We start from the raw sequence: 24,123 nt of genomic DNA, 5'->3' as shown, positions 1-24,123 counted from the left end.
CGACTTGAGGTCAAGAGATGAATTTGCTGGATATTTCAGAAGTTTCGAAGCAGACCGGCATCGCCGCGTCGGCCATTCGCCATTATGAGGAAAAAGGCCTGATCACTTCCGTGGGGCGCAGGGGGCTGAAGCGGCTGTTCGGTCCGGAGGTGATCGATCAGCTGGCGCTGATCACGCTCGGCAAGGCTGGCGGATTTTCGCTTGATGAGATCAAGGCCATGTTCGGCCCGGACGGGCGGCCTGCCCTGTCGCGGCCAAAGCTGCAGGCAAGGGTTGGCGAGCTGGACAGCCAGATCGAGCAATTGTCGGCGCTGCGAGACATGATCCAGCACGTCGCGGACTGCCCGGCCCCGAGCCACATGGAATGCCCGAAGTTCCAGAGACTGCTTCGCATCAGTGGCAAGCGGAGAAGCGGCGGCGCAATCTCTCAACGCTGGCAATCATTTTGAGTTTGAATTCCTGTCGAAAATAACTAGCTGTAGCCTGTCCAAGGCTTAGACAAATTCCCCTGAACGCACACATTTCAAGTAAAAGACTTTTTGGAGCCCCATTGATGTCATTCTGGCGCTGGCTACTCGGTATCAGAAAGCCTCCGACGATTTTTCTCGGCGATGTCCAGATGCATCTCGACTGGAATATTGTCAGCTCCTTTTGTCACCATTTTGGCGCGCCAGTTCAGACGGAACCCGACCAGGAGCAATTGCAGCGCTATTTTGCGAAGGCGCTCGGATTGCCGCTCTATTCACCGGAAGAGGATTTGAAACCTGGCGATCAGCTCCTGCATCTTGCCATCACCGATCTGCGCTACGGCTTTCTGGCCTCCCTGAACACCCACGACACCTGGCTGCCGCTGCTCATCCGGCCCTCCGTCACGCTCTACGGCTATCTTCTGGATATCGACAGCGGTCAGGTTCTGGCGGAAAAGCGGGTCAGCCAAAAACCAAGCTGGCTGAGCTCGGCCGATCCTGTCCTGTTTGCCTGGACTTACCTGACGGGTGACTTTGGCCCGGCGCCATCACGGCCGATGACGGACAAGGCTGCCGTAAAGGCGTTGCGCCAGCTGCAGAAACTTGCAGCCCACAATGCCAGAACCGGTCACCTTCTTGAAAAGAACAATATGACCTGACGCGCCTGGCGCTGGAACAGGCCCGGACCTTTCGAGGCTTCGTGATGCGTCTCCACATCGCGGATCACAACGCGCACCAGAACCACCGCGGCAATCCCGAAGACCACACCTCCGGCGGCCTGTCCGATCAGGACGCCGGGAGCGCCATAAAATGCGCCCCCCACCATGACAAAAGGGATCGTGCCGAGTGTGTGCCGGCCCCAGTTCATCCAGGTGGAGTAAAACGGCCGGCCAAGATTGTTAAAAAACGCGTTGGCAACGAACAGGGCGCCGTTGAAGAAAAAGGCCAGCGCCAGCGGGCCGCAAAACAGGAAAATCAGCGTCAGGGCAAGGCCATCGGCATCGAACAGGCGTGCTATCGGCGTTCTGAGAAAGAACAGAGCCAAAGCGGCCAGCCCGACCACGAGCGCCGTGAAGAGCAGCGCTTCGCGCAAGGTGCCGCGCACCCGGTCATATTTTCCGGCACCAAAGTTCTGACCGACGATGGGTCCGACAGCACCGGACAGGGCGAAGATCGTGGCAAAAGCGAGCGGCGTCATGCGTGCGACCACGGCCATGCCGGCGACAGCCTCTTCGCCGAACTCGGCCATGGAGCGCGTGACGAAGGCCTGGCCGACGGGTGTTGCCAGCTGGGTCAGGATCGCGGGAAAGGCGATGGCGGATATGGGTGGCAGGTCTTTCAGGAGCTTGAGCGGTCTCGGCAGGCTGAGACCGCCGTAAAACCGGAAGATCGGCGCCAGGGCAAAAAAGGCAATCGCGACGCGCGACGCGGCACTTGCCAGGGCAGCGCCGGTGAGTTCCAGATCCAGTCCGAAAATCAGGATCGGGTCCAGGACCGCATTGACGACGCCGCCGGCAATTGTCGCCATCATTGCCCGCTTGGCATCGCCATGGGCCCTGAGCACGGCGCCCCCCGCCATGCCGAGCAAAAGCAGCGGCAGGGTCGGCACGATGATCTGCAGGTAGTGAACCGCCAGATCATGGGTATCGCCATGGGCACCGATCAGGCTGACAAGCAAGTCCAGGGACAACCACACCGTAAGGGCAAAGACGCCACTGAAGATCACCCCGGCGACGAGTGCGTTGGAGGCCTGTTGCCGCGCCTCCTCACGATCCCCTGCCCCGAGCGCCCGCGCGACCAGAGCGCCGGCCGCAATGGCAACGCCGATATTGAAAGACGTGGTGAAAAACAGGATCGCGCCGGCGTAACCGACCGCAGCGGCCAGTTCCGCCTTGCCGAGCATGGAGATGAAGATCATGTCGACAAAGTCGACGGCAAAGATCGCCATCAGGCCGACAGAGGACGTCAGCGACATGACCGTGACATGACGGAACAAGCTGCCTGTAACGAATTTGGCCTGGCTCATGGCACCTGACATCGATCTGGACATTCTGGCCCGCCCGGCAGGCCTTCGAGAGGGCTGCATGGACCGGAAACGGCGTTCGCGCAAGCCGAAATCGGCTCACCTTGCCGCAAACGACCGGCTCCGCAACGGCAACATGCGGAAACAGATCGGCGCACGAGGTGTCAATGGACCATGCTACGATTTTCCAGAAGGGTAACACCTGTTGCCCGACTCGGTTTTGTCACCTGATTGCAGAGGACTGTCATGATTGTCAGCCGACCTTCCGGAAACCTTGCATGTGCAGGCCTTTTGGCCGCCTGCCTGATCCCCTCTGACGTCAGCGCACATGACGCGCCAAGCCTGAGCATTCCGCCAGACGCATCCGCTGTGCTGAAGACCTTCCTGGCTCATGTCCGGCCGGAAGCCATCATGCAGGACGCCGAGGTAGCGGACTGCACACTCTCCGGCGGCACCACGACCAGATGCGTGAAACTGGTGCTGAAACAGGCGCCGCGCGAGGAGCCCGGGCCCTGGTGTCCGAGCACAATTGAAGACGGACCGGATGACGCCGGCATCTGGTTCAAGGACGGCAAGGTCTATGATGCAGATGGCGCGTTCGTCAAAAATCTGGCCGAATTCTACGACGATCCGAAATGGCAGATGTATGACCCGAAAACGGGAGACGTCCTGGTTTCGAGGTCCTTTGATGCCTGCTTCGGAGTGGCGCGGCCGGATGTCTGGAAAGAGTATTACTATTACTGCGCGCAGTGCACACCGGAGCAGACCGTCTTTTCGCCCATTCGAACACTTTTCATTCCGCTGGAGCCTGTGCCTGTCGACGAGCCAATCGAGTTGACCGATCATCCGGGCGCCGGCGTTTCACTCGACGGGGTCCGCTTTGAAGGACCTGCCCCGGTCAATGCCATTTTGCATGCCTACAACATCGCCCCGTTCGACGATTGCGGCGGTCACGTGAACCCCTATTTCGGCTACCATTATCACTTCGCCACGGAGTGTCTTGAAGCTGTCGAACAGTCTGGCGGGCATGCGGACCTTGTGGGCATGGCCATGGATGGCCACGGCATCTATAGCCAGCTGGACGCAGATGGCCAGGAGCCGCAAGATCTTGACGCGTGCAGAGGCCACACGACGGCAGGGCTCGGCTATCATTATCACGCTGCCCCTCTGGGCGTGAATCGCGTGATCGGCTGTTTCAAGGCCGAACTCGGCTGTGCGCTCTCCCCCGGTTCCCAGACATGCGACGCAAGACTGCCCCTGGAGCCGGTCGAAGTGCCGCTGCCGCCACCAGGCTCGATCCCCCCGGAATAGCGCTTTTGTTCAACTGACAACAAAAAACCCGCCGGAGCGATCCGGCGGGTTTTCTTGAAACGGTAAGACCAGTCGGTCCAGCGATTAACGCTTGGAGAACTGGAAGGATCGGCGTGCCTTGCGGCGGCCGAACTTCTTACGTTCGACGACGCGGCTGTCGCGGGTCAGGAAGCCGTTTTTCTTCAGAACGCCGCGCAGCTCCGGCTCGTAGTGGGTCAGGGCCTTGGAGAGGCCGTGACGCACAGCGCCAGCCTGACCGGACAGACCACCACCGGTGACGGTGGCTACAACGTCGTACTGGCCAGCACGGTCGGTAAGCATGATCGGCTGCTGAAGGATCATCTGAAGAACCGGACGAGCAAAATACTCGGTGAAGTCCTTCTTGTTGACGATGATCTTGCCGGTGCCCGGCTTGATCCAGACGCGCGCGATGGCGTCCTTACGCTTGCCGGTTGCGTATGCGCGGCCCTGAGCGTCCAGCTTCTGGACATGGACCGGAGCTTCGGGGGCTGCGGTGTCGACCGCGCCGCCCAGTTCTTCCAGGGATTGCAGCTCAGCCATTGTTAAGCCCTCTTGCCGTCATTCTTTGCATTGAGGCCCTTGACGTCGACGAGTTCCGGCGACTGAGCTTCATGCGGGTGGGTCGGACCAGCGTAAACCTTGAGGTTCTTCAGCTGCTTGTTGGACAGCGGACCGCCCGGCATCATACGCTGCACGGCTTTTTCCAGGACGCGCTCCGGGAAACGGCCTTCCAGGATGGCACGTGCGGTGCGCTCCTTGATGCCGCCCGGATGGCCGGTGTGCCAGTAGTATTTCTTGTTGTCGTACTTGCGGCCGGTGAACACGACTTTGTCCGCATTGACGACGATGACGTTGTCACCGGTGTCGATGTGAGGCGTGTAGGTCGGCAGATGCTTGCCACGCAGATGGTTGGCGATGAAGGCGGCGAGACGGCCGACAACCATGCCTTCTGCGTCGATCAAGATCCACTTTTTCTCGACCTCAGCCGGCTTGGCAGAGAAGGTCTTCATGAGTTTGATCCGTACTGAGCGGTTAAAGAAAAGGCCCGCGCGTCTTCATAAGGAAGGCAGCGAACGGACCTTGAATTCGTTCGAGGCAGCTTATACGCCGACATCAAAACGTCGTCAATCACAAATTACGAGGCAAAGCTCAATAAACATCTTTTAAAACAACAACTTATAAAAACGGTATCATAATACCGCATGTTTTTCGCACGCATTTCATCCGAATCCTGCCTGTGCTGGCGTTTTTCCTGGCGCATTCACAGACCGGATTTTACGCCAGCTTAACACCCATTGAGGCACTGATTAGACAACCGTTTTTGACGCAAGGGAAATTGATGCAGTTGTTCAGCCTGCCTTACTGGACAAAAAGACCGCTGGTTCTTGCCGTTGTTGCGGGCGGGCTTTTGCTCGCCGGTATTGCCGGTGCCGTTCATGTGCTTCTGGATTGGCAGGTACTCAACTCCATCCGGCACAATGCCGAAGTCAAGGCAATGACCTGGTCGGAACGGTTGTTCAAGAACGTTCCCAATGCGGAAAGCATGTTTGAAGAAGGTGCAGTCGCCGATGCCGACATACTTCGGCTTGTCGATTCCTTCGCCATGATCGACATTCTGAAGTTCCAGCTGTTTGACATGCACGGGCATCGAACCTTTACGGCCGGCGATGCCGACTTCGACCAGGAAGACGAGCTCAACAAGAATGCGCTGGAGGTGTTTTTCTCCGGCAAGCCGAAGCTCTTTGTCATTCATGACGAGGTCGCAGAATATTCCGGACAGCCAGACACTTTTGTCGAAGCCTATGTTCCCGCCGTTACACCTGATGGCAGGCGGGTCGGAACAATCGAGGTCTATGTTGACGTCAGCCCCCTGGAAGAAGCCCTTGAATCAGCATTCCAGCAGATCGGCTGGCTGCTTGTTCTCGGCACAGCGATTGTTCTGGCGATCCCGGCTGCAGCCTATGTGCACCGGACCAGCCAGCTGCGAAAAAAGGACCGCAAACTGCTGGAACTCACCCGCTACGACCAGCTGACCGGTATCCTGAACCGCAATTCCATTTCGGAAATCCTCGACGACTTTTTCGCAGATCCCGAGACAGCCAATGGTCTGGGTGTCCTGTTCGTCGATGTCGACTATTTCAAGCAGGTCAACGATCAGTATGGACACGCCTGCGGCGATCTGCTGCTGAAACACATTGCCGGCATACTGCGCGACAGCACCCGCAGGAACAGCGATATTGTCGGACGTTTCGGTGGCGACGAATTCGTGGTGCTTGCCCCCGACATCACCCGCGACGAATTCCGCAAACTCTATGGCCGCGTGATGGAAGGTGCAAAAACGCCCTGTGCACACGAGGACAAGAGTTACGTGCCCAGCCTGAGCGTCGGGGCCTACCTGACCCGGGAAGGCGATACGGAAAAGACTGCGCTGCACCGGGCCGATCTGGCCGTCTACGCGGCCAAGCGGCGCGGCCGCGGTCAGGTTGTGGAATATTCCGAGGACCTGGAAGGCCTGTTCAAGCAGGACCTGGCCCGCCAGACAGCCTGACGATCTTCAGCGCGGCGGCACCGAATAGGTCGCGGTCGCGTGGGCAACCAGGTCTTCCTGCCCCTCCCCGGCAATGCCGCAGTCGACCACAGCCAGCCGCTTGCCCAGTTTCAGGAGACGGCAGGTTGCGATCAGGTCGCCGGGCTCCGGCTTGCGCAGAAAGTTGATGTTGAGATTGGTGGTCACCGCCAGGGCCTCCGGACCGATATGGGCAAGGATCACGACGTAGGCCGCCAGATCTGCAAGCGCCATCATCGAAGGCCCCGACACCGTCCCGCCGGGCCTTAGATGCAATTCGTTGGCGCTGAGACGCACTCTGGCTTCCCCAGGTGACACACCGTCGATGGCATAGACCCGTCCACCGGCATGGATCTGCGGGAACACGTTGTCCAGCATTGCCATGATCTCGTCGCCCGTCATCACCGGATGCATATTCTGCTCCCCTATACCCCTAAAAACGCGCCGCAAATGCAGCTCGCTTTTACGTAAAGGTCAAAAGGCAGAAATTGCAAGCGCCTCCTGACGGGCAACCGGTTATTCTGCTGGCTGTGTCTTGGCCGCGCGACGTTTTTCGACGGTGTAGATGCCCTTGTCCCAGATCCAGGCCGCCAGGGCGTTGAGACCGATGCCGGTTCGCATCTCGAACTCTTCGAAATGGAAACGGCTGGCCCGCAAGCCTTTCAGCACCAGGCCGGACTTGAGGGCCTTGCGCATGGCGACAGGACCGCAGAAGAACACATGGGCCTGGCGAAGACCGCCGGCCAGATCCGCGTCAATGCGCTCCGGTGTCAACCGCACGCCCTCATTGGAATTGACGATCACCAGTTCCAGATTGCCGACCTCCTCGGCAAGGCGTTCCAGATCCATCGCATAAGGAATGTCGTCGCGTTCACGAACGCAGTAATAGAGCTTGACCGGACCGGCATCGGCTGATTTCAGGCTTTCGGCAAAGGCCAGAAACGGCGTGATGCCGACCCCGGCCCCGATCCAGACTTGCGGGTCCCGCCCAGATGGCATGGAGAAATGACCAAAGGGACCGGAAACGGTCGCCTCCATGCCTTCCGTCAGTTCGCGCCGCAAGCGCCGCGTATAGTCACCAAGGTCCTTGACTGAAAAACGCAGCGACCTGTCGTCGCGTGGCGCGCTGGAGAGCGTGAAGGGATGCTCCCCGGACAAGCCGCTGCCCCTGACGGTCAGAAAGGCAAACTGACCTGGCCTGTGTTTCAGTCCCCTGCCCCTGGGCTGAAGCTCCACTTCCGTCAGACCGCCGAGATGGCGGACGGAAGACACTTTGTAGCCATGACCGCGCGGCGCCATCGGACGCAGCAACGACATCCAGACGTAGCTGACAAGACCGAGTACACAGAATGCGGAAACATAGAGGCCCAGCGGATCGAAATTCGAAAACGGTTTCTCGATGAAAAAGTAGTGAAACGCGCCCATGAAGAAGAAGATACCGATCAGCCGGTGGCTCCACTTCCAAAGGTGATAGGGAATGAAGGTTATCACGGAGGCCAGGACGAGGATCAGAAGTCCGTAGAGGCTGACTTCGCCGATATCCTCGGCAATGCCTGCCAGAGGCCCACCACGCAGTCCGTTCATTTCCGCGTCGATAATATCGTGCAAACCGAGGCAGACCATCGCGATGACGCCAAGCCACTTATGCAGCACGTAGATGCGATCGAGCGGCCCGAAGACAGTCTCCAGTCCGGGAACCCGGGTTGCAATGAACTGGTTGATGCCCATCAGGATCAGGGCAGCCGACCCGATATACTGGCTGAAAACGGCGACCGGATCCCGCTCTGCGGCAAGAGGCGCAAACCAGATCAGCGGCACAAGGCTCGCCGCTGCAATCAAAATCAGTCCGAAAAGTCTCAAGTCACTGTCCCCGCACTCAGGCCGCTCATGTCACGGAGCGATCTCGGCGTTCAAGTAACATCTTGCCATGTAATCTCAATAAACTTTTGATTGTGCCGCGGAAACGGCATGTAATGGGTCCATTAAATCACCTGCATGCGGGGGGCCGTGACCGGACACATGTCGCTCCGCCATTCCTTCTGACAAATGAACGGGACCAAAATGATATTCGTGATCGCGACCCTCCGGACCACCGACAAGAACCGGCAACAGCTGATTTCGGCGAGCCAAGTCTGTATCGAGGCCACCCGCAGGGAAGACGGCTGCCTGTCCTACGATCTGCATCAAAGTGTCAGCGATCCGAATACGCTCGTCTTTGTGGAACGTTGGCAGGACCGGCAGGCGCTGGAAGCCCATTTTGCCACACCGCACCTTTCTGTCTGGCGAGCGACTGCGCGCCCGCTTGTCGTCGACAAGAACGTTGAGATCATCCGACCGGAGGCCATTGAAACCCTCTGAGCAACCTGCCGGAAAAGGAGCACGAAGCGATGCGATTGCCTCGAACCAAATTCACTCGGTTGTCCGCACTCCTGGTGGCAACAAACGTTGCCAGCCTGGCGGCGCCGGCAGGAGCCGATGACTGGACGTACATGGACAATCGGTCCAGTCCGCAAAAACTGGTGGAAAGTTACTATGCTGCCATCAGCCAGCAGAGTTATGCGCAGGCCTAAGGTTATTTTGCGGAAGGATCCACGCCAAAGGAGTTTGATGCCTGGAAGAAAGGCTATGCGGATACAGGTGCTGTCAAGGTCAAGTTCGGAGAGACGGCGCCCGATCCGGGAGCGGGACAGATCTACTGGGCCTTGCCGGTTGCCATCTCCGCTTCAAAGAAAGACGGCTCCAGCGAGACCTTCACCGGTTGCTATAAGATCCACATGACCAATCCCGGAATGCAGACCGATCCGCCGTATCAGCCGATGGGCATTGTCTCTGCAACTTTGCGCAAATCCGGGACATCATTCGAAAAGGCCACTCCAGGCCCGTGCTGAGGACTGGCAGGACAGACATTGAGAGCGCCCCGAATACAAGGCGCCCTTTTTCTGGTCCGTTACCCGCGCCTGCGGCCGCGGCGGCGCCCCGAACCGGCCCCCTCGCCTTCAGCGCGCGCTGCATCCGCTTCCCTGTTGGGAGGAGACACCAGCGGCCCGATTTCCTCCAGCACCTTGTCCAGGGTCGGCCGGTTGCCGGCAGTGTGCACGTCAAGCGCGCCGCGCATGGCCGCAAGGTGAACCGGAGAGGTGCCGCAGCAGCCGCCGATGATCCTGGCACCGGCATCCAGCGCCATATGCGTGTATTTGGCCATCAGCTCCGGCGTACCGGTATAGACAACTTCATCACCCTGGATCTGCGGAATGCCGCAATTGGCCTTGGCAACGACGATCGCATCCGGATAGGCCTCGGTGATTTCCATGATCGCGGCAAGCAGGTCGGACGCGCCGACACCGCAATTTGAACCGATGGCAACCGGTGTGCAGGCAAATTGCGACTGCAAATCGCCCAATCCCTTCGGCGCAAGCCCCATCATGGTCTTGCCGGCTGTGTCGAAGCTCGCTGTAATCACCAGCGGCAAATCGAAAGCCTGCGCGGCTTCTGCGGCTGCTTTCATTTCTTCCACCGCCGACATGGTTTCGACCCAGAGAATGTCGGCGCCGCCCTCGACAAGGCCTTCCATCTGCTCCTTGAAGGCAGCAACACCGTCTTCATAGCTCAGGGCCCCGAGCGGCTGAAACAGTTCGCCGGTCGGCCCGACAGACCCTCCGATCAGAACCTCCCGTTCGACGGACGCTGCCACTTCCTTAGCCAGATGGACGCCGGCGATATTGAGTTCCTTCACCCGGTCCTGAGCGTTGTGCAGTTTGAGCCGGTGCCTGTTGCCGCCGAAGGTGTTGGTCAGAATGATGTCGGACCCTGCATCGACAAAGGACTGGTGCAGAGCCCTGATCTTGTCCGGTTCATCGGTGTTCCAGAGTTCCGGTGCGTCGCCGGACAACAAGCCCATGTCAAAGAGATTGGTTCCCGTTGCTCCGTCCGCAAGCAATGCCCCCTTGGCGGCCAGCAGATTTTCCAGCTTGGACATGCGATGATCTTTCGTTCTGTCTTACGGCCCGAAACGGGTCGGCCTGCCTGAAGTGACAAGCTCCGGCGTTTCAGGCGTTGATCCTGTTTGTGAAGAAGCGCTGTAGCAGCAGCAAGGGTGCTCAGCCAAGCATTTGCTTGCGGCTGTACGGTGTTCGTACCGATGAAGTCAATGGACTTCTGAGACAAAATGGAGCAACAAAGCGACATGACGCATTTGCGGCATTGCGCGACGGATCTGGAGCCGGGCGACCGCACCGTCTGATCAAGACTACGCGCAAACAAATATGCATCTTTTCGGGAGCAATCAAAATGTCAGACGCCGCCCCATCTGGCCGTCGAGGTAGAAACGCCCGCCGTGAGCGGCGACAGGCCGGCCCGAGCGGACAATCCGTCCCCTATATCTCGCGCAATATCCCGAATTACGAGTTTTTGAGCGATGAAGGCGCAGAACGCATCGAGGCCAATGCCGACCGCATTCTGGCTGAAATCGGCCTTGAATTCCGCGAAGACCCGGAAGTGCTCGACATCTGGAAACAGGCCGGTGCCCGGGTCGATGGCGAACGGGTCTATTTCGAAAAGGGCATGCTGCGCGAAATCGTCAAGACAGCTCCTGCACAATTCACCCAACATGCGCGCAACCCCGCCCGCAACGTCGAGATCGGCGGCAAAAATCTGGTGCTTGCCCCGGTCTACGGCCCTCCCTTTGTGACCGATCTCGATCAGGGGCGCCGATACGGCACGATTGAGGATTTCCGCAATTTCGTGAAGCTGGCCTACATGTCGCCCTGGCTTCACCACTCAGGTGGCACGGTCTGCGAGCCCGTCGATCTTCCGGTCAACAAGCGTCACTTTGATATGGTCTATTCCCATATCAAATACTCGGACAAGCCATTCATGGGGTCCGTGACCGCCCCGGAACGCGCCGAAGATTCGGTGAAGATGGCGCAGATTACGTTCGGCGAGGAATTTGTCGATCAGAACTGCGTCATGATCCAGCTGATCAACGCCAACTCGCCGCTCGTGTTTGACGCTACCATGCTCGGTGCGCTCAAGGTCTACGCACGTCACAATCAGGCCTGTATCGTCTCGCCGTTCATTCTTGCCGGCGCGATGAGCCCGGTCACCGTTGCCGGCACGCTTTCGCAGGTCCTGGCCGAGGCCCTTGCCGGCTGTGCGCTGACACAGCTGATCCGTCCCGGTGCACCTGTTGTTTTCGGCGCTTTTGTGAGCTCCATTTCGATGCAATCAGGCGCCCCGACCTTCGGCAGCCCGGAAGGATCGTTGCTGCTGAACGGCGCGGCAAAGCTCGCACGCCGTCTCAACCTGCCCTTCCGGTCCGGCGGCTCCTTCACTGCCTCCAAGGTACCGGATGCCCAGTCGGCCCAGGAATCCGCACAGACAATCCTGGCCACCGTGCAATCCGGTGTGAATTTCTGCCTTCACTCCGCAGGCTGGCTGGAAGGCGGCCTGTGCTCCTCTTACGAGAAATTCGTCATGGATGCCGACCAGCTCGGCATGATGCACGTGCTTGCAAAGGGTATCGAAATCTCCGACGAGACACTTGCCATGGACGCGCTTCAGGAAGTCGGGCCCGGAGGACATTTTCTCGGTGCCGCTCATACACAGCGCAATTTCGAAAGCGCCTTCTTCCGCTCGTCGATCGCGGACAACAATTCTTTCGAACAATGGCTGGCAGACGGTGAACTGGATGCCGCCAAACGCGCAAACGCGCGCTGGAAGGAACAGTTGCGGGCCTATTCCGGTCCGGAACTCGATCCGGCCATCGACGAGGCGCTGCTGGCCTTCATGGCCGAGCGGAAAGCCTCTTTCCCTGACAGCAACGTCTGATCTTTACGTCAAGACAAGCGCCCGATCCCCGGATCGGGCGTTTTCTTTTTTTTGGTCATTATTCCCCGAAGAGCTTCCTGCAGCGGCACCGGTTAGTGTTAACACAAGGAAGACCTGCGCTTTTTTTTGCGAGATGTACCTTCCACAGCTATTCAGTCTAGGATAAAGGTTGCCTGACTCAGCCATTTCCTGACAGGTGGAAACGGTCATGGCCATGGGATAAACTCGTACGCGGCGGTGCTGGCAACGATTGTTGGTGCCGGAGTTTGAATATGAGGGAGTAATTTGAATGAGCAATAGCAGCTTTTAATTTTCTTGTGAAATATCAATAACTTGACTGTTCCCAACAAATAAAAACAGGTTGTTCTGTGGCGTCGCTCACCTCCAACATCGATATTCTCGGCTATTCTACCCGGCTCCCTGGAGCCAACAATTCCGACGAGTTCTGGACCTTGCTGAAAAGCGGCCAGTGTTCCGTTACGTCCGTCTCGGAAGACCGTTGGCCCCTGGCAAGGTTTGGTCACCCGGCCCAAAGCACCTCAGGAAAGACCTACACCTGGGCCGCCGGCCAACTAGACGACGTATGGGGATTTGACCCCGCCTTTTTTGGCATTTCGCCGCGCGAGGCCGTTCAAATGGACCCGCAGCAGCGTCTGTTGCTCCAGTTGGTCTGGGAAGCCCTCGAGCATGCCAAACTCAAGCCGAGCGACCTGGCCGGAACAACCACAGGCGTTTATGTCGGCGCTTCTTCGCTGGATTACCACCACCGGTTTATCGTCGATCCGGCCATGGCAGACATGCAGTTCATGACCGGCAATACTCTGTCGATCGTTTCCAACCGGATCTCCTATATTTACGACCTGCGCGGTCCGAGTTTCACAGTAGACACTGCCTGCTCCTCTTCTATTGTCGCCTTGCATGAGGCCGTTTCCGCGCTGGAAAGCGGCCAAATCGACACCGCAATTGTCTGTGGTGTCAGCCTGCTGCTCAGCCCGTTCGCTTTTGTCGGTTTTTCGCGCGCGACCATGCTGTCGCCGACAGGTCTTTGTCAGGCGTTCGATGCCAATGGAGATGGCTATGTCCGGTCCGAGGGTGGCGCTGTCGTTGTGTTGCGGGCTGCTAGAGCCGGGCTGCCTGAAGGAACCCAGAGCCACGGCAAGGTCCTGGCCACAGGCATCAATGCAGACGGTCGCACCGTAGGCCTTTCTCTGCCCTCCCCTTACGCCCAGGCAGACCTGCTGCGCGAAATCTACGAGGGTCTCGAGATTGACCCGGCGGCCCTGGCTTTTATTGAAGCGCACGGAACAGGCACGCGCGTCGGCGACCCGGCAGAAGCGGATGCGCTCGGCCGCGTTATCGGACAAAAGCGCAGCGACGCCCTGCCAATCGGCTCGGTCAAAACCAACGTCGGACACCTGGAACCGGTTTCAGGCCTCATCGGAATGCTGAAATCCGTCATGGCGCTGCGCGAAGACCTGCTGCCTGAATCGTTGCATTTCCGGACACCGAACCCGGACATTCCCTTCGAGGACCTCAATCTGAAAGTCGCAGGCGAAGCCCTGCCACTTCAACGCGGTGACCAGCGGCGGCTGGCGGGAATCAACTCATTCGGCTTTGGCGGTACCAACGCACACGCCGTTATCGGTGATCCCGATCCGGTAACGGTTTCCGCTGCAAATGCGAAAGCCTCGGCTCCGCTCGTTCTGAGTGCCCGATCCGGTGAGGCGCTCAAGGACCTCGCAGACCGTTACGCCAACCGGCTGGACAATGCTTCCGACGAGGAAGCCGGTGCCGTAATTGCCTCAAGCGCACATAGTCGCGACTTGCTGTCTGAACGCCTCGTCGTGCTTGGAAAGAACCGGGAAGAAAAACTGGCCGCCCTGCGCGACTTTTTTCAAGACGGGACTGAAGACCGGCCAGATCTTGTCTCCGGCAGCATTATCAAAGCAGAGGCGAAAGTCGGTTTCGTATTCTCCGGCAATGGCTCTCAATGGGCAGGAATGGGACAGGAGGCCTATCAGGCCGACGCAGTGTTCCGCGCAGCATTCGACAAGGTCGACAAGATCTTCATGGGTCTGAGTGGCTGGTCTCTGGTCACAACGCTGTTTGCCGACGATCTGGAAGCCGACCTGGAACGATCGGAAGTTGCTCAACCGCTCCTGTTCGCTATTCAGGTTGGAATTGTTGAATCACTGCGCGAGCGCGGAATCACTGCAGACGGAACCGCCGGCCACTCAGTCGGTGAAGTTGCAGCCGCCTGGTGTGCCGGCGCCCTCGATCTGGAACAGGCGGTCACTGTTATTCGTGCCCGTTCCAGCGAACAGGAAGTCGTCCGGGATCTTGGCTCCATGGCCGCGCTCCTGCTGCCCGCCGAGCAAGCTGTTGCCGCCATCGAGGAAAGCGGATTGCCGCGCCTCGAACTGGCAGCCGACAACAGCCCGCGCAGCGTAACCATTTCCGGCGACAGTGACAGCCTGGATGCTTTTGCGAAATTTGCGCGCAAGAAAAAATGGGCAATGCGCAAGCTAAATCTCGCATACCCTTATCACAGCGCGCTGGTGGATCTCATTGAGAAACCGCTCCTTGACGCGTTGAAGGGCCTATCGCCACAAACCGCCGCGCTGCCGTTCTATTCAACGGTTACGCCGGACGAAACCGACGTTCTGGTATCGGCGGACTACTGGTGGCAAAACGTGCGCCGGCCTGTCCGGTTCGCAGCCGCCATGGAGAACATGGCGCTGGACGACTTTGCGGTCCTCGTTGAAGTCGGTCCCAAACCAGTGCTCGGCACCTATATCAACGACGTTCTTCGCGCCAAGGGCAAGAAGGCCAAGGTTCTGGAAACACTCAAGGAACCGCCGAAAAAACAAGCGGCTGCCCCACTTGGGAACCCGCTTGAACGCATTGCCGCTTCGGTCCTGGCCAATGGCGGCGCAATGGATCTGTCCCAATATGTGGGGCCGAAACCGGCAAGCCTTGTGTCGTTGCCGTCATACCCTTGGCAAAACACCGACTACAAGCCGGAAAGCAGCCCGGAACGGGTCGACTTCATGTTCGGCCAGACCTGGCCCCTGCTTGGCCACAGGTTGCGCCAGGACGCTGCGGAGTGGTTCAACCACATCGACAGCGGTTCCCTGCCGTTCCTGCAGGACCACAAGGTCGAAGACAGCGTTGTTTTTCCGGCCGCCGGCTACATCGAAATGTGCTTGAGGGCAGCGCTGCGCTGGACACGGGCCGATCAAATCGAATTGTGTGACCTGGACATTATTCGACCCCTCGTGATTGAGGGCGACGAAGTTTGGGAGACACAGGTCCGTATTTCGCCTGACGACCATGTCGTAGAGGTTCTGTCGCGCCCGCGCCTGTCCGATAATGACTGGTCGTTGAACGCCAGAGGCACTTACCAGACGCCATCCACTTCGACACGTTCCCGCTGGCTGCGGGCAAGCGAGGACCTGGTGTCGGAACTCGACCATCAGGCGCTCTACGAGCTTACAAAAACCTTTGGTCTGAATTACGGACCGGCCTTCCGCAGGGCCGACCGTGTGATCAAGCATTCGCAGACGAGCGCCACTGTCACACTTCTCGATCGAGACGAAACCGTTCGCGCCCATTCGTTTGCACTCTGCCCGACGTTGGTCGACTCCGGGTTCCACGGTCTCTTTGCTCTTCTCGATGAAGTCGAGGACGTGCCGCAAAACACGTCCTTCCTGCCGATCCGCCTGGGTGCGCTGCGTTTGCTGGCTCCGGAGACCCATCCGACATCTGTCAGAATTGAAGTGACAAAGGCATCTCCGCGTTCGATCGAGGCCAGTTTCGAGTTTTTGGACGCTGACGGGCTAGTGGTTGCCCGGTTGAGCAAGACCCGCTTCAAGGCGGTCACGCTCGGGCAAGAAACGCGGCCGGACGACCTCGTCTATCGTCAGATCGCGACTGTCTTGCCGGAACGCAACCGCGTTTCTCCGCTTGAGACAATTTTCCCCGGCCTTGCAGAGCTTGCACAAAAGCTTGATCTGGCAGGATCGGAAGACCAGGAGCTGGACGACAGCAGGGTGTTGATAGAAGCCCTGGGACGATCCGTCGTTCATCAGACCCTTTTCGATCTATATGGCGCGCGAACGGTCACGCTGGCCGATCTGGTCGCGGCTGAAGAACTGCATGAAACCGCCGCTCCACTGGCAGCCAGCATGTTTGCCTGGTTGGTGGAAAGCGACCTCTGCATTGAGAGCGACGAAGGTTTTGCTCTGACGAACCCGGCCGGCCTTCCGTCCGCTGGAGATCTGCTTCAAGCTCTCACGGACGGCGGCGGTGAACATATCGCCGAGGCTGCGCTGCTCGCGCGGCTCTGGACCGGACTAAAAGAGATCCTGCAAGACGGTCTACTTGAAAGCGCCAGCCAGGAATATGCCTCCAGCCTGTTCGATGCCTATCGGTCTTCGGCACCTGCGCGCAGGGAACTTTCCTCTTCTTTGCGGACAATCTGCCAGGACCTCGTCTCCCAGTGGCCATCGGATCAGGCGTTGCGCATTCTGCTCGTGGGTGCCAATGGCGGCCTGGCTTCGTGGATCGACAAGACCCTCGACCCAACCAACATGGCCCTTGTCGTGACGGACGCGACCGCCGCTGCCGTGGGTCGCGGGGAACGGCTCTGGCAAGGCAGCGCCGCGACCGAATTTGTCGAACCGACAGAGGCAGAATTCACTTTTGAGCGACACTTCGACCTGCTCCTGTTCGAGACGTCTCTTTCGGAATTCGACGCCGAAACCTTGAAGCGTCTGGCGCGGGCACTTGTACCTGGTGGTCTGACCTTAGGCGCTGAAACCCTGCCGCATCCGCTTGCCGACCTGATCATGGGTGTCGGGTCGGACTGGTGGCATGAAAGCGCAAGTGTCGAATTCCCGCTTTCCAAGCAACAGTCGGACTGGTCCAAGGCTCTGGAGGCCGCCGGTTTGCGTTCCGTGGACACGCTGCCGCTGAAAAGTTCGCTCGTCGAGGCCGATCTCGTGTGCGCGCGGGCCGTTGAGGCGCAAGAGGAAGAAGCTATCGTTGACGATCCTGAATCGTCTGATGCGGACCAGCCGGTTGTCGAGCAGAAATCCTATCTGCTTCTGACCGATGCCGATGGTCCCGCCCATCGCCTGGCTGAAGGGTTGAAAGCGTGTCTGGAACGCAACGGTCACGCTGCGACCCTGCTTGTGCCGGGAGGTGTCACCGAACAACTCGATGACAACACCTGGAGCGCCGCGCTGGAGGCCGAACAGGAGGCAGAGACGCCGGATCAGGCTCTGTCCGAGCTCCTGGCCAGCCACGATGGGCGCGTTGTCCATCTCCTGGGCGCCTATGCGAAATCTGACGATGCCCTTGCCTCCGTCGACACGAGAGCGCATAGCCTGATGGTGATCCTGAAGGCCCTCGGCGCCAACACAGGCGACATTGCGCTTCTCGCGCCCGCTGGCGCACAGGACATTGCCGGAGGCCGCACCGCCGCCCCGGACCAGGCAGGTTTCTGGGCCTTTGGCCGGGTCGTGATGAACGAATATCCCGACGCCAATCTCAAGCTGATCGACGTCTCGCCGGACCTAGAGCCGGGGATCGCCGCGGCTCGAGTTGCCGATGAAATTCTGGTTTCGAACGGCGAACGGGAAATTGTGCTGGACAGCGAAACGCGCTCAGGCATCCGCCTGCTCAAGGGCGGTGTCCTGTCCGACAGCCGTCTCGCCGAGGGGGCCGATCCGGCGATGCGACTGGACATCCTGCGCCAGGGATCTCTTGACCAGCTCTCGTGGCAGGCGGTCGAACGCAATCAGCTTGCGGGCAAAGACGTCGAAATCGCGGTTGAAGCCAGCGGATTGAACTTCCGAGATGTCATGTGGGCCCTTGGCCTCTTGCCGGAAGAAGCACTGGAAGACGGTTTTGCCGGCCCGACGCTCGGCATGGAGTGCTGTGGCCGTGTTGTCAATGTCGGTCCGGATGTGACCCGCTTTCAGCCAGGCGACAAGGTCATTACCTTCGCGCCGGCCTGTTTTGCGACACATGTCACCGTTGACGAAAGCGGCTGCGCACCGATGCCGTCAACGGTCTCGGCGGAAGAAGCAGCAACCATTCCGGTGACCTTCCTGACCGCCTACTACGCGCTAGTGCATCTCGCATCACTGTCGGAAGGCGAAACGGTTCTGATTCATGGCGGCGCAGGTGGTGTCGGTCTGGCCGCGCTTCAGATCGCCAAATGGCGCGGCGCGAAGATCATCGCAACGGCCGGATCTGAAGACAAGCGCAACACGCTGAGCTTGCTCGGCGCTGATGTCGTGCTCGATTCCAGAAGCCTTGCCTTCGTCGACGAAGTCATGGAAGAAACTGCAGGTGAAGGCGTTGATGTTGTCCTGAACTCGCTTTTTGGCGAGGCCATGGAGCGCAGCATTGATGTGCTGAAGCCGTTTGGGCGGTTCCTCGAGCTCGGCAAGCGCGACTACTACGGCAACACTCGCATCGGCTTGCGTCCGTTCCGTCAGAACCTGACCTATTTCGGCATTGATGCCGATCAGCTGCTGACCCGGCAACCGAAGCTGGCCGTGGACCTCTTCGTGAAGCTGGTCGAACTCTTCGAGAACGGAACACTTCGTCCGCTTCCGCACCGGGTCTTCGAGGCGACCGACGTGGTTGATGCTTTCCGCCTGATGCAGCAAGCAGGTCATATCGGCAAGATCGTCATTCGCCCGCCGGAAGTCCCCGCTGTGCAACCGGCAGCCAGGGACATCGTGTTTGACGGCGACGCTGTTTATCTCGTTGCTGGCGGTTTTGGCGGCTTTGGCGCAGCGCTTCTGCATCGCCTTGCCGATCATGGTGCGAAGTCTCTTGCGGTTCTAAGCCGGCGCGGCGACGCCAGCGAAGAAGCACAGGAGGTCCTCTCCCAGCTGACCGAACGCGGTGTTGATATCAAGGGACACGCCTGTGACATCACCGACGAAGATGCGGTGAAGAAGGTGCTGACCGATATCCGCGCGAATGGAAAACCGCTCAAGGGCATTTTCCATACGGCGATGGTTCTCAACGACGTGCTGATCGCGAATATGGATCACGCGGGGCTGACCAGGGTCCTGGCTCCCAAGGTGCGCGGTGCGGAGTTGCTCGACCGTCTCACCCTGGACGATCCTCTGGATCATTTCGTGCTCTACTCGTCGGCGACCACGCTTGTCGGCAATCCGGGGCAGGCAAACTATGTTGCGGCCAACGGCTATCTGGAAGGTCTTGCACGCAAGCGTCGCCTGGAAGGCCGCCCGGGACTTGCCGTTGCCTGGGGTGCGATCTCAGATGCCGGCTATCTTGCCCGCAACGAAGACGTCAACGAGATGCTGTCCCGCAAACTCGGACGCCATGCCCTGACGGCCAAAGAAGCACTCGACGGTCTGATGAGCCTGATGGCGCAGGCCAACGAGCAAGACGCAAGACTTGCGTCTCTCGGCTATGCCCGCATCGACTGGCAGGCGGCACGCAAGGATCTCGCGCTTGTCGGCACGCCGCTCGTCTCTCTGCTCGGTCTCGGTGATGACGACGATGCCGGTGGCGACGGGATGATTGATCTTGCTGCCATGCTGGAAGGGATGGACCAGGTGACGGCTGCCCAAACGGTTGCCAAGCTCCTGGCTGCGGAAATCGGAAAAATCCTGCGAATTGCACCGGAAGAAATCGATCCGCACAAGCCATTGTCCGATATTGGCATGGATTCACTGATGGCCCTGGAGCTGCGCATGAGCGCTGAGCGGCAGCTCGGCATCGACATTCCTTTGATGTCGCTTGCAAATGGGGCCACTTTGATCGATCTTTCGGGACGTGTTGCCAATCGTGTGCTCGGAGAGGAAAATGCCTCTGGCATCTCCGACGAGACACAGCAGCTTGCAAGCCTGCACATGGACGACAAACGGCCCGAAGACGAAGACCTTTCGGATGTGGCGGCCGAAGTTGAAAACAAGAGCCGGGAACTCGGGTCCTTCCTGTAACCGGCACCAGGTAAGGAATATTGCGAATGGGCGCAGACGATCGCGCCAAGCTGATGGACAGCTTGAAAGCCAATCGCCGCTCCGCACGTGGACGGACCGCTTCTGCGGCTTCCCGTCCCCCGACGGCAGCGCCGAAGCGCAAAGTTTTTGACTTCAAGGAACTGCCCCAGGTCAAACAGCTGCAGATGCATCGTGCGGCGGCGGACATGATGGGCATCGAGAACCCGTTTTTCAGGCCGCATGACGGCCTGGCAGCCGGGACAAGCGTCATTGACGGCGACAACTACGAAAATTTCGCTTCGTACAACTACCTTGGCCTGAACGGTCATCCGAAGGTCAGCGCGGCAGCCAAGGCCTTTGTCGACCGCTACGGCACCAGCGTGTCCGCAAGCCGCATTGTGGCAGGGGAACGTCCCTTTCATGCTGAACTGGAAGCTGCGCTGGCGAAAATTCACGGTGTTGAGTCTTCCATCGTCATGGTCTCCGGCCACGCGACGAATGTCACCACGATCGGGCACTTGATGCATAAAGGTGATCTGGTTCTCACCGATTCCTTTGTGCACAATTCCATTGCCGAAGGCGTCAGGTTGTCTGGCGCCACCCGCATGAATTTTCCGCATGACGATCTGGACGCCCTGGAAAAGATGCTGGCGGATCATCGGCATAAGTTCGACAGGGTTCTGGTGATTGTCGAGGGCCTCTATTCCATGGACGGCGACTTTCCGGATCTCCGCCGGATCGTGAAGCTGAAACAGGCCTATGACGCCTGGCTGATGGTTGACGAAGCCCATTCGATCGGCGTGCTCGGCAAAACCGGGCGCGGGATCGCGGAACATTTCGACATCGACCCCAACGAAGTCGAGATCTGGATGGGCACGCTCAGCAAGACTTTCTCTTCCTGTGGCGGCTATATCGCGGGATCCAAGGTCCTGTGTGATTACCTGAGGGTCACTGCACCGGGCTTTGTGTTTTCCGTTGGCCTGTCAGCGGCACTGGCCGGAGCGGCAATCGCTTCTGCTGAGCTGCTCGAACAAGAACCGGAACGGGTCGAACAGCTGCAGAAAAACGGTGCCCTGTTCCTGAAGCTTGCGAAAGAAGCCGGGTTGGATACGGGCCCGAGCGCCGGCTACGCAGTTGTTCCGGTGATCGTCGGCGATTCTGCCGGTGCAGCAACCTTGTCCAACCGACTGCTTGCTAGGGGCATCAATGCACTGCCCATCATTTTTCCGGCCGTTCCGGAAAAGTCGGCAAGGATCCGTTTTTTCATTACCAGCGAGCACACGGAAGAGCAGCTTGCCAATGCGGTGGCGGTCACCGCAGCCGAACTGGACGACATGCGCACTGAAGGCAACGCGGTGGACCGTCTGATTAAAGCGGCCAGGTAATTCATTGAAACTTCGCTGATACGCAGGAAACCGGGCCAGGTGCCCGGTTTTTTTGTCAGGACTTGTCCTGATCCCGGTATCTTGGATCCTGTTCGATCTCCGCGTCGAAGCCCCCCATGAACAGGTCTCCGATGCTGGGTGGAAGCAGGTTCTGCAGGCGGATGCCGGTGGCCAGCAGGAAGGGAAACGCGTAGAACGCCTTCTTTTTCAAGATTGCGCGGTGCATCCAGCGAGCTGCGCGCTCTGCCGATACTTCAAACGGTTTTGCGCCCTTGTGGCGGGCAGACATGGGAGACGTCACGAAACCTGGACAAACGATGGTCACAGAGACCCCGAAAGGTTTCAGCCAGCCACGAAGCGCATGACCATAAGCGATCACTGCCGCCTTGCTGGCGCTGTAACTCGGCATGTCGGGCAAGGCTCGCATCCCGGCCAGAGAGGAAATGAGAACTATCTGGCCACGGCGGCGCTGTTGCATGAAGTCGACGGCGCCGGTCACCGTATTCACGACACCACGGTAATTTACGTCAATCTGCCGATCACTGTCGGCATCGGTCTCGCGGCTCCTGTTCGGTCCAAGGCCGGCCGTCACGCCCGCATTGGCAATGACCAGATCTATTGCATGGCGGTGATCAAGGTCTTCCAGATAGGCATGCAACGGTGCGCGGTCGCGAAGATCGATCGCCCGAATCTCGCCATCGGCCCCTTTTTGTCTGAGTTCGTCAAGCAGTGGACGCAGGCGGTCTTCGTCCCTGGCAATGAGTGCAAAATAGACGCCCTCCCGGGCGATTTCTCGCACCAGCGCCTGACCGATCCCGCCGCTGGCGCCAGTCAGCACGATGACTTTTTTTGTTTCGGCCGCCATTCTCAGTTCCGCACTCCGTTACAGTCCCAACTTCCTGCCTAGCCAGGAAGCATGCCGTTTTGCAGCTGTTATCAAAAGGTGCTTCCGGTCGTTTCGCTGTTCTGTCAGCCTGGAAATCAGAAACTCCGGCGTGCAGGGTAGCAGTGTCACAGGGTCAATGGTCCGGGCATAGACGACCAGAGACAGATAAACCAGCTCGGGCAGAGATCGTTGACGCCCCCTGCCCTCCAGCCGGGTCAGGTCTTCACAAAGACCCCAGCCAGCGTAAAAGGGAGCGCCGTGTACGGCGACGGACTTGCCTCGCAGCAAGGCTTCAAAGCCAGACAAGGAAGAAAAGGTCTCTACCGCGTCAACGGCTTCAATCAGATCGATGATATTGGCGTCTTCCGCTACAGCATCCGCGAAACCCAGTGCGGTTTCTCTTGCCACCTTGCCTTTCCGCAGGCCCGTCTCCACGTCCGGATGCGGTTTAAACACCAGAAAGGCATCCGGGTGGCGTTCCCGCGCCAGTCGCAATAGATCCAGGTTTACATTGGGCGTGTTTGCACAATCGATGGTCGCCGATCTCGATTTACGGATCGCGGCATCATCTGCCACCTGACCGGGTACGAGAATCTTGTTTCGTCCGGACGGAAAATCATAGGTCCGGGACCTGCCGAAATTGTATTTCGAAACCCGGGCCTTCTGCAGTAGCTCAACCAGCTGTTCGCCGCGCAACAGTTCGTCAGGCAGAAGGTCGCGATCTCGCAGCAGCACCTCAAGTCGGCTGGGGCGCGAGGGATCGTAATAGATACCCAGGTCGTCGACGGCAAGCATTGCACCCCGCGCCAGGCCTGCTCCCAGACCGACGGACCGCAAAAATCCGTCCTCAATGCGTATCAGCGGTGTGCCGTTCCTGCTGCATTCCGCCTCAAGCTCCTCGCGCGTGCGGCCAGCCCAGGACAGAACACGGCCATTGCTTGTTCTCGCTGCTGTCAGCGTTTCTGCCTCGGTTTCGTGAAATTGTACGGTTCCACCACGGCCGGAAAAAGTCGCGCTGATAGAGGGATGGTTCCAGTACTGCGCCCCAAAACAGTGACTGGGTTGATCGTTTTCCTGCCAGTGTTCATGCATGATCGCAAAGATGGCGGCAGCGTAAGCGGGCAATATCGGCTGCCCCGTGTAGGGGGAAAACCAGAGCGTGTATTGCGACAAGACGTGGTTGACCAAACGCGCTTGCTCGAGGGCCTCGGTCTCACAAACGCGAAGAACTTCTGCCCAGAAGGGATGCTCCGACGCCGTTAGCGAGTGTCCCGTCAGAAGGCGTTCAAGCGAACCAGCCGACGTTTCTCGGGAAATCTGTTCGCCTGACGCCGCACAGCTCATCCCTCTGGATCGCCAGAGGTAAGAAAAATCTGTGTCCGCATCGACCGGCTTTTCCTTCGTAGATTGAACCAGCCATCGGGCGACTTCTTCCGGAGCAAGACAGTCAGAGGTCGGTGGCAGAGTGATCGGCATGGCAACGAAACTTGCCGGCAGGCGCTTCGCTTCGATTGGGGACGGTCCGTTGAGAACGAGAAGCGGGACGGTTTCGCCAGCCACCGAACGCCGTCCACCCGTCATCAACGTCGAGGTACCGCCAACCAGGTAGTGCCGGCCATCGCTCGGCTGCGGGAGCAAACCTGC

17 protein-coding genes are annotated in these 24,123 nt (G+C 59.0%); 9 read left to right on the top strand and 8 right to left on the bottom strand.

Translation table 11 applies throughout. The features are described from left to right. Positions 1-17 precede the first annotated feature (17 nt). A complete protein-coding gene (locus ACO6TG_RS27505; RefSeq protein WP_422376127.1) occupies positions 18-449 on the top strand; it encodes a helix-turn-helix domain-containing protein in 432 nt (143 codons plus the stop codon). Positions 450-553: 104 nt separating this feature from the next. Then, positions 554-1,126 carry a hypothetical protein gene (locus ACO6TG_RS27500; RefSeq protein ID WP_422376126.1) on the top strand — a complete coding sequence of 191 codons (573 nt, stop codon included), beginning with the start codon at positions 554-556 and terminating at the stop codon, positions 1,124-1,126. On the opposite strand, the gene ACO6TG_RS27495 is transcribed toward ACO6TG_RS27500, so the two are convergent. Continuing rightward, entirely contained in the window at positions 1,096-2,517 is a 1,422-nt protein-coding gene (locus tag ACO6TG_RS27495; RefSeq protein ID WP_422376125.1) for an MATE family efflux transporter, read from the bottom strand. The genes ACO6TG_RS27500 and ACO6TG_RS27495 overlap by 31 nt on opposite strands. A 219-nt stretch (positions 2,518-2,736) precedes the next feature. Between ACO6TG_RS27495 and ACO6TG_RS27490 the strand changes: the two genes are divergently transcribed. After that, positions 2,737-3,801, top strand: a complete 1,065-nt coding sequence (locus ACO6TG_RS27490; protein ID WP_422376124.1) for a YHYH protein — start codon at positions 2,737-2,739, stop codon at positions 3,799-3,801. Between the two features lie 84 nt (positions 3,802-3,885). Here ACO6TG_RS27490 and rpsI read toward each other — a convergent pair whose 3' ends face one another. Continuing rightward, positions 3,886-4,362 (bottom strand): 30S ribosomal protein S9, encoded by a 477-nt coding sequence (gene rpsI, locus ACO6TG_RS27485; RefSeq protein WP_094070472.1) that lies wholly within the window; start codon positions 4,360-4,362, stop codon positions 3,886-3,888. 2 nt (positions 4,363-4,364) lie between these two features. Beyond that, entirely contained in the window at positions 4,365-4,832 is a 468-nt protein-coding gene (rplM, locus tag ACO6TG_RS27480) for a 50S ribosomal protein L13 (RefSeq protein ID WP_094070471.1), read from the bottom strand. Positions 4,833-5,161: 329 nt separating this feature from the next. On the opposite strand from rplM, the gene ACO6TG_RS27475 reads away from it, so the two are divergent. Next, positions 5,162-6,370 (top strand): GGDEF domain-containing protein, encoded by a 1,209-nt coding sequence (locus ACO6TG_RS27475; RefSeq protein WP_422376123.1) that lies wholly within the window; start codon positions 5,162-5,164, stop codon positions 6,368-6,370. Between the two features lie 6 nt (positions 6,371-6,376). Here the strand turns inward: ACO6TG_RS27475 and ACO6TG_RS27470 are convergent, their stop codons facing one another. Both ACO6TG_RS27470 and ACO6TG_RS27465 read right to left on the bottom strand, forming a co-directional pair. Continuing rightward, positions 6,377-6,802 (bottom strand): PaaI family thioesterase, encoded by a 426-nt coding sequence (locus ACO6TG_RS27470; protein ID WP_422376122.1) that lies wholly within the window; start codon positions 6,800-6,802, stop codon positions 6,377-6,379. Positions 6,803-6,904: 102 nt separating this feature from the next. Then, entirely contained in the window at positions 6,905-8,248 is a 1,344-nt protein-coding gene (locus ACO6TG_RS27465) for a ferric reductase-like transmembrane domain-containing protein (RefSeq protein ID WP_422376121.1), read from the bottom strand. Between the two features lie 201 nt (positions 8,249-8,449). Between ACO6TG_RS27465 and ACO6TG_RS27460 the strand changes: the two genes are divergently transcribed. Together ACO6TG_RS27460 and ACO6TG_RS27455 are read left to right on the top strand one after the other, a co-directional pair. After that, positions 8,450-8,746, top strand: coding sequence for a putative quinol monooxygenase (locus tag ACO6TG_RS27460; protein ID WP_422376120.1), 297 nt, complete (start codon positions 8,450-8,452; stop codon positions 8,744-8,746). 29 nt (positions 8,747-8,775) lie between these two features. Beyond that, positions 8,776-8,958: a hypothetical protein gene (locus ACO6TG_RS27455; protein WP_422376119.1), complete on the top strand. Its 183-nt coding sequence runs from the start codon at positions 8,776-8,778 to the stop codon at positions 8,956-8,958. A 377-nt stretch (positions 8,959-9,335) separates the two neighbouring features. Here the strand turns inward: ACO6TG_RS27455 and bmt are convergent, their stop codons facing one another. After that, positions 9,336-10,364, bottom strand: a complete 1,029-nt coding sequence (gene bmt / locus ACO6TG_RS27450; protein ID WP_422376118.1) for a betaine--homocysteine S-methyltransferase — start codon at positions 10,362-10,364, stop codon at positions 9,336-9,338. Between the two features lie 311 nt (positions 10,365-10,675). On the opposite strand from bmt, the gene ACO6TG_RS27445 reads away from it, so the two are divergent. The 3 genes from ACO6TG_RS27445 (at position 10,676) to ACO6TG_RS27435 (ending at position 21,593) form a co-directional block, all read left to right on the top strand. Further along, complete coding sequence (locus tag ACO6TG_RS27445) at positions 10,676-12,214, top strand: trimethylamine methyltransferase family protein (RefSeq protein ID WP_422376117.1); 1,539 nt, start codon at positions 10,676-10,678, stop codon at positions 12,212-12,214. A 368-nt stretch (positions 12,215-12,582) separates the two neighbouring features. Next, complete coding sequence (locus ACO6TG_RS27440; RefSeq protein ID WP_422376116.1) at positions 12,583-20,208, top strand: SDR family NAD(P)-dependent oxidoreductase; 7,626 nt, start codon at positions 12,583-12,585, stop codon at positions 20,206-20,208. A gap of 26 nt (positions 20,209-20,234) precedes the next feature. After that, the gene (locus ACO6TG_RS27435; RefSeq protein WP_422376115.1) at positions 20,235-21,593 is read left to right on the top strand and encodes an aminotransferase class I/II-fold pyridoxal phosphate-dependent enzyme; all 1,359 of its coding nucleotides are present in this window, start codon (positions 20,235-20,237) and stop codon (positions 21,591-21,593) included. Between the two features lie 55 nt (positions 21,594-21,648). Here the strand turns inward: ACO6TG_RS27435 and ACO6TG_RS27430 are convergent, their stop codons facing one another. Both ACO6TG_RS27430 and ACO6TG_RS27425 read right to left on the bottom strand, forming a co-directional pair. Next, entirely contained in the window at positions 21,649-22,458 is an 810-nt protein-coding gene (locus ACO6TG_RS27430; protein ID WP_422376114.1) for an SDR family NAD(P)-dependent oxidoreductase, read from the bottom strand. A gap of 18 nt (positions 22,459-22,476) precedes the next feature. Further along, entirely contained in the window at positions 22,477-24,117 is a 1,641-nt protein-coding gene (locus ACO6TG_RS27425; RefSeq protein WP_422376113.1) for a hypothetical protein, read from the bottom strand. Between the last annotated feature and the right edge of the window lie 6 nt (positions 24,118-24,123).

Origin of the sequence: Roseibium sp., from assembly GCF_965233565.1 — a bacterium.
Lineage (GTDB): Bacteria > Pseudomonadota > Alphaproteobacteria > Rhizobiales > Stappiaceae > Roseibium.
Note: the sequence above shows the minus strand (reverse complement) of the source record. Positions and strands in the feature narration are given on the sequence as shown.

Excerpts from the sequence above, each read along its gene's own strand:
- ACO6TG_RS27505 (WP_422376127.1), top strand. The coding sequence starts at position 18 with ATGAATTTGCTGGATATTTCAGAAGTTTCGAAGCAGACCGGCATCGCC.
- ACO6TG_RS27500 (WP_422376126.1), top strand. The coding sequence starts at position 554 with ATGTCATTCTGGCGCTGGCTACTCGGTATCAGAAAGCCTCCGACGATT.
- ACO6TG_RS27495 (WP_422376125.1), bottom strand. The coding sequence starts at position 2,517 with ATGTCCAGATCGATGTCAGGTGCCATGAGCCAGGCCAAATTCGTTACA.
- ACO6TG_RS27490 (WP_422376124.1), top strand. The coding sequence starts at position 2,737 with ATGATTGTCAGCCGACCTTCCGGAAACCTTGCATGTGCAGGCCTTTTG.
- rpsI (WP_094070472.1), bottom strand. The coding sequence starts at position 4,362 with ATGGCTGAGCTGCAATCCCTGGAAGAACTGGGCGGCGCGGTCGACACC.
- rplM (WP_094070471.1), bottom strand. The coding sequence starts at position 4,832 with ATGAAGACCTTCTCTGCCAAGCCGGCTGAGGTCGAGAAAAAGTGGATC.
- ACO6TG_RS27475 (WP_422376123.1), top strand. The coding sequence starts at position 5,162 with ATGCAGTTGTTCAGCCTGCCTTACTGGACAAAAAGACCGCTGGTTCTT.
- ACO6TG_RS27470 (WP_422376122.1), bottom strand. The coding sequence starts at position 6,802 with ATGCATCCGGTGATGACGGGCGACGAGATCATGGCAATGCTGGACAAC.
- ACO6TG_RS27460 (WP_422376120.1), top strand. The coding sequence starts at position 8,450 with ATGATATTCGTGATCGCGACCCTCCGGACCACCGACAAGAACCGGCAA.
- ACO6TG_RS27455 (WP_422376119.1), top strand. The coding sequence starts at position 8,776 with ATGCGATTGCCTCGAACCAAATTCACTCGGTTGTCCGCACTCCTGGTG.
- bmt (WP_422376118.1), bottom strand. The coding sequence starts at position 10,364 with ATGTCCAAGCTGGAAAATCTGCTGGCCGCCAAGGGGGCATTGCTTGCG.
- ACO6TG_RS27445 (WP_422376117.1), top strand. The coding sequence starts at position 10,676 with ATGTCAGACGCCGCCCCATCTGGCCGTCGAGGTAGAAACGCCCGCCGT.
- ACO6TG_RS27435 (WP_422376115.1), top strand. The coding sequence starts at position 20,235 with ATGGGCGCAGACGATCGCGCCAAGCTGATGGACAGCTTGAAAGCCAAT.
- ACO6TG_RS27430 (WP_422376114.1), bottom strand. The coding sequence starts at position 22,458 with ATGGCGGCCGAAACAAAAAAAGTCATCGTGCTGACTGGCGCCAGCGGC.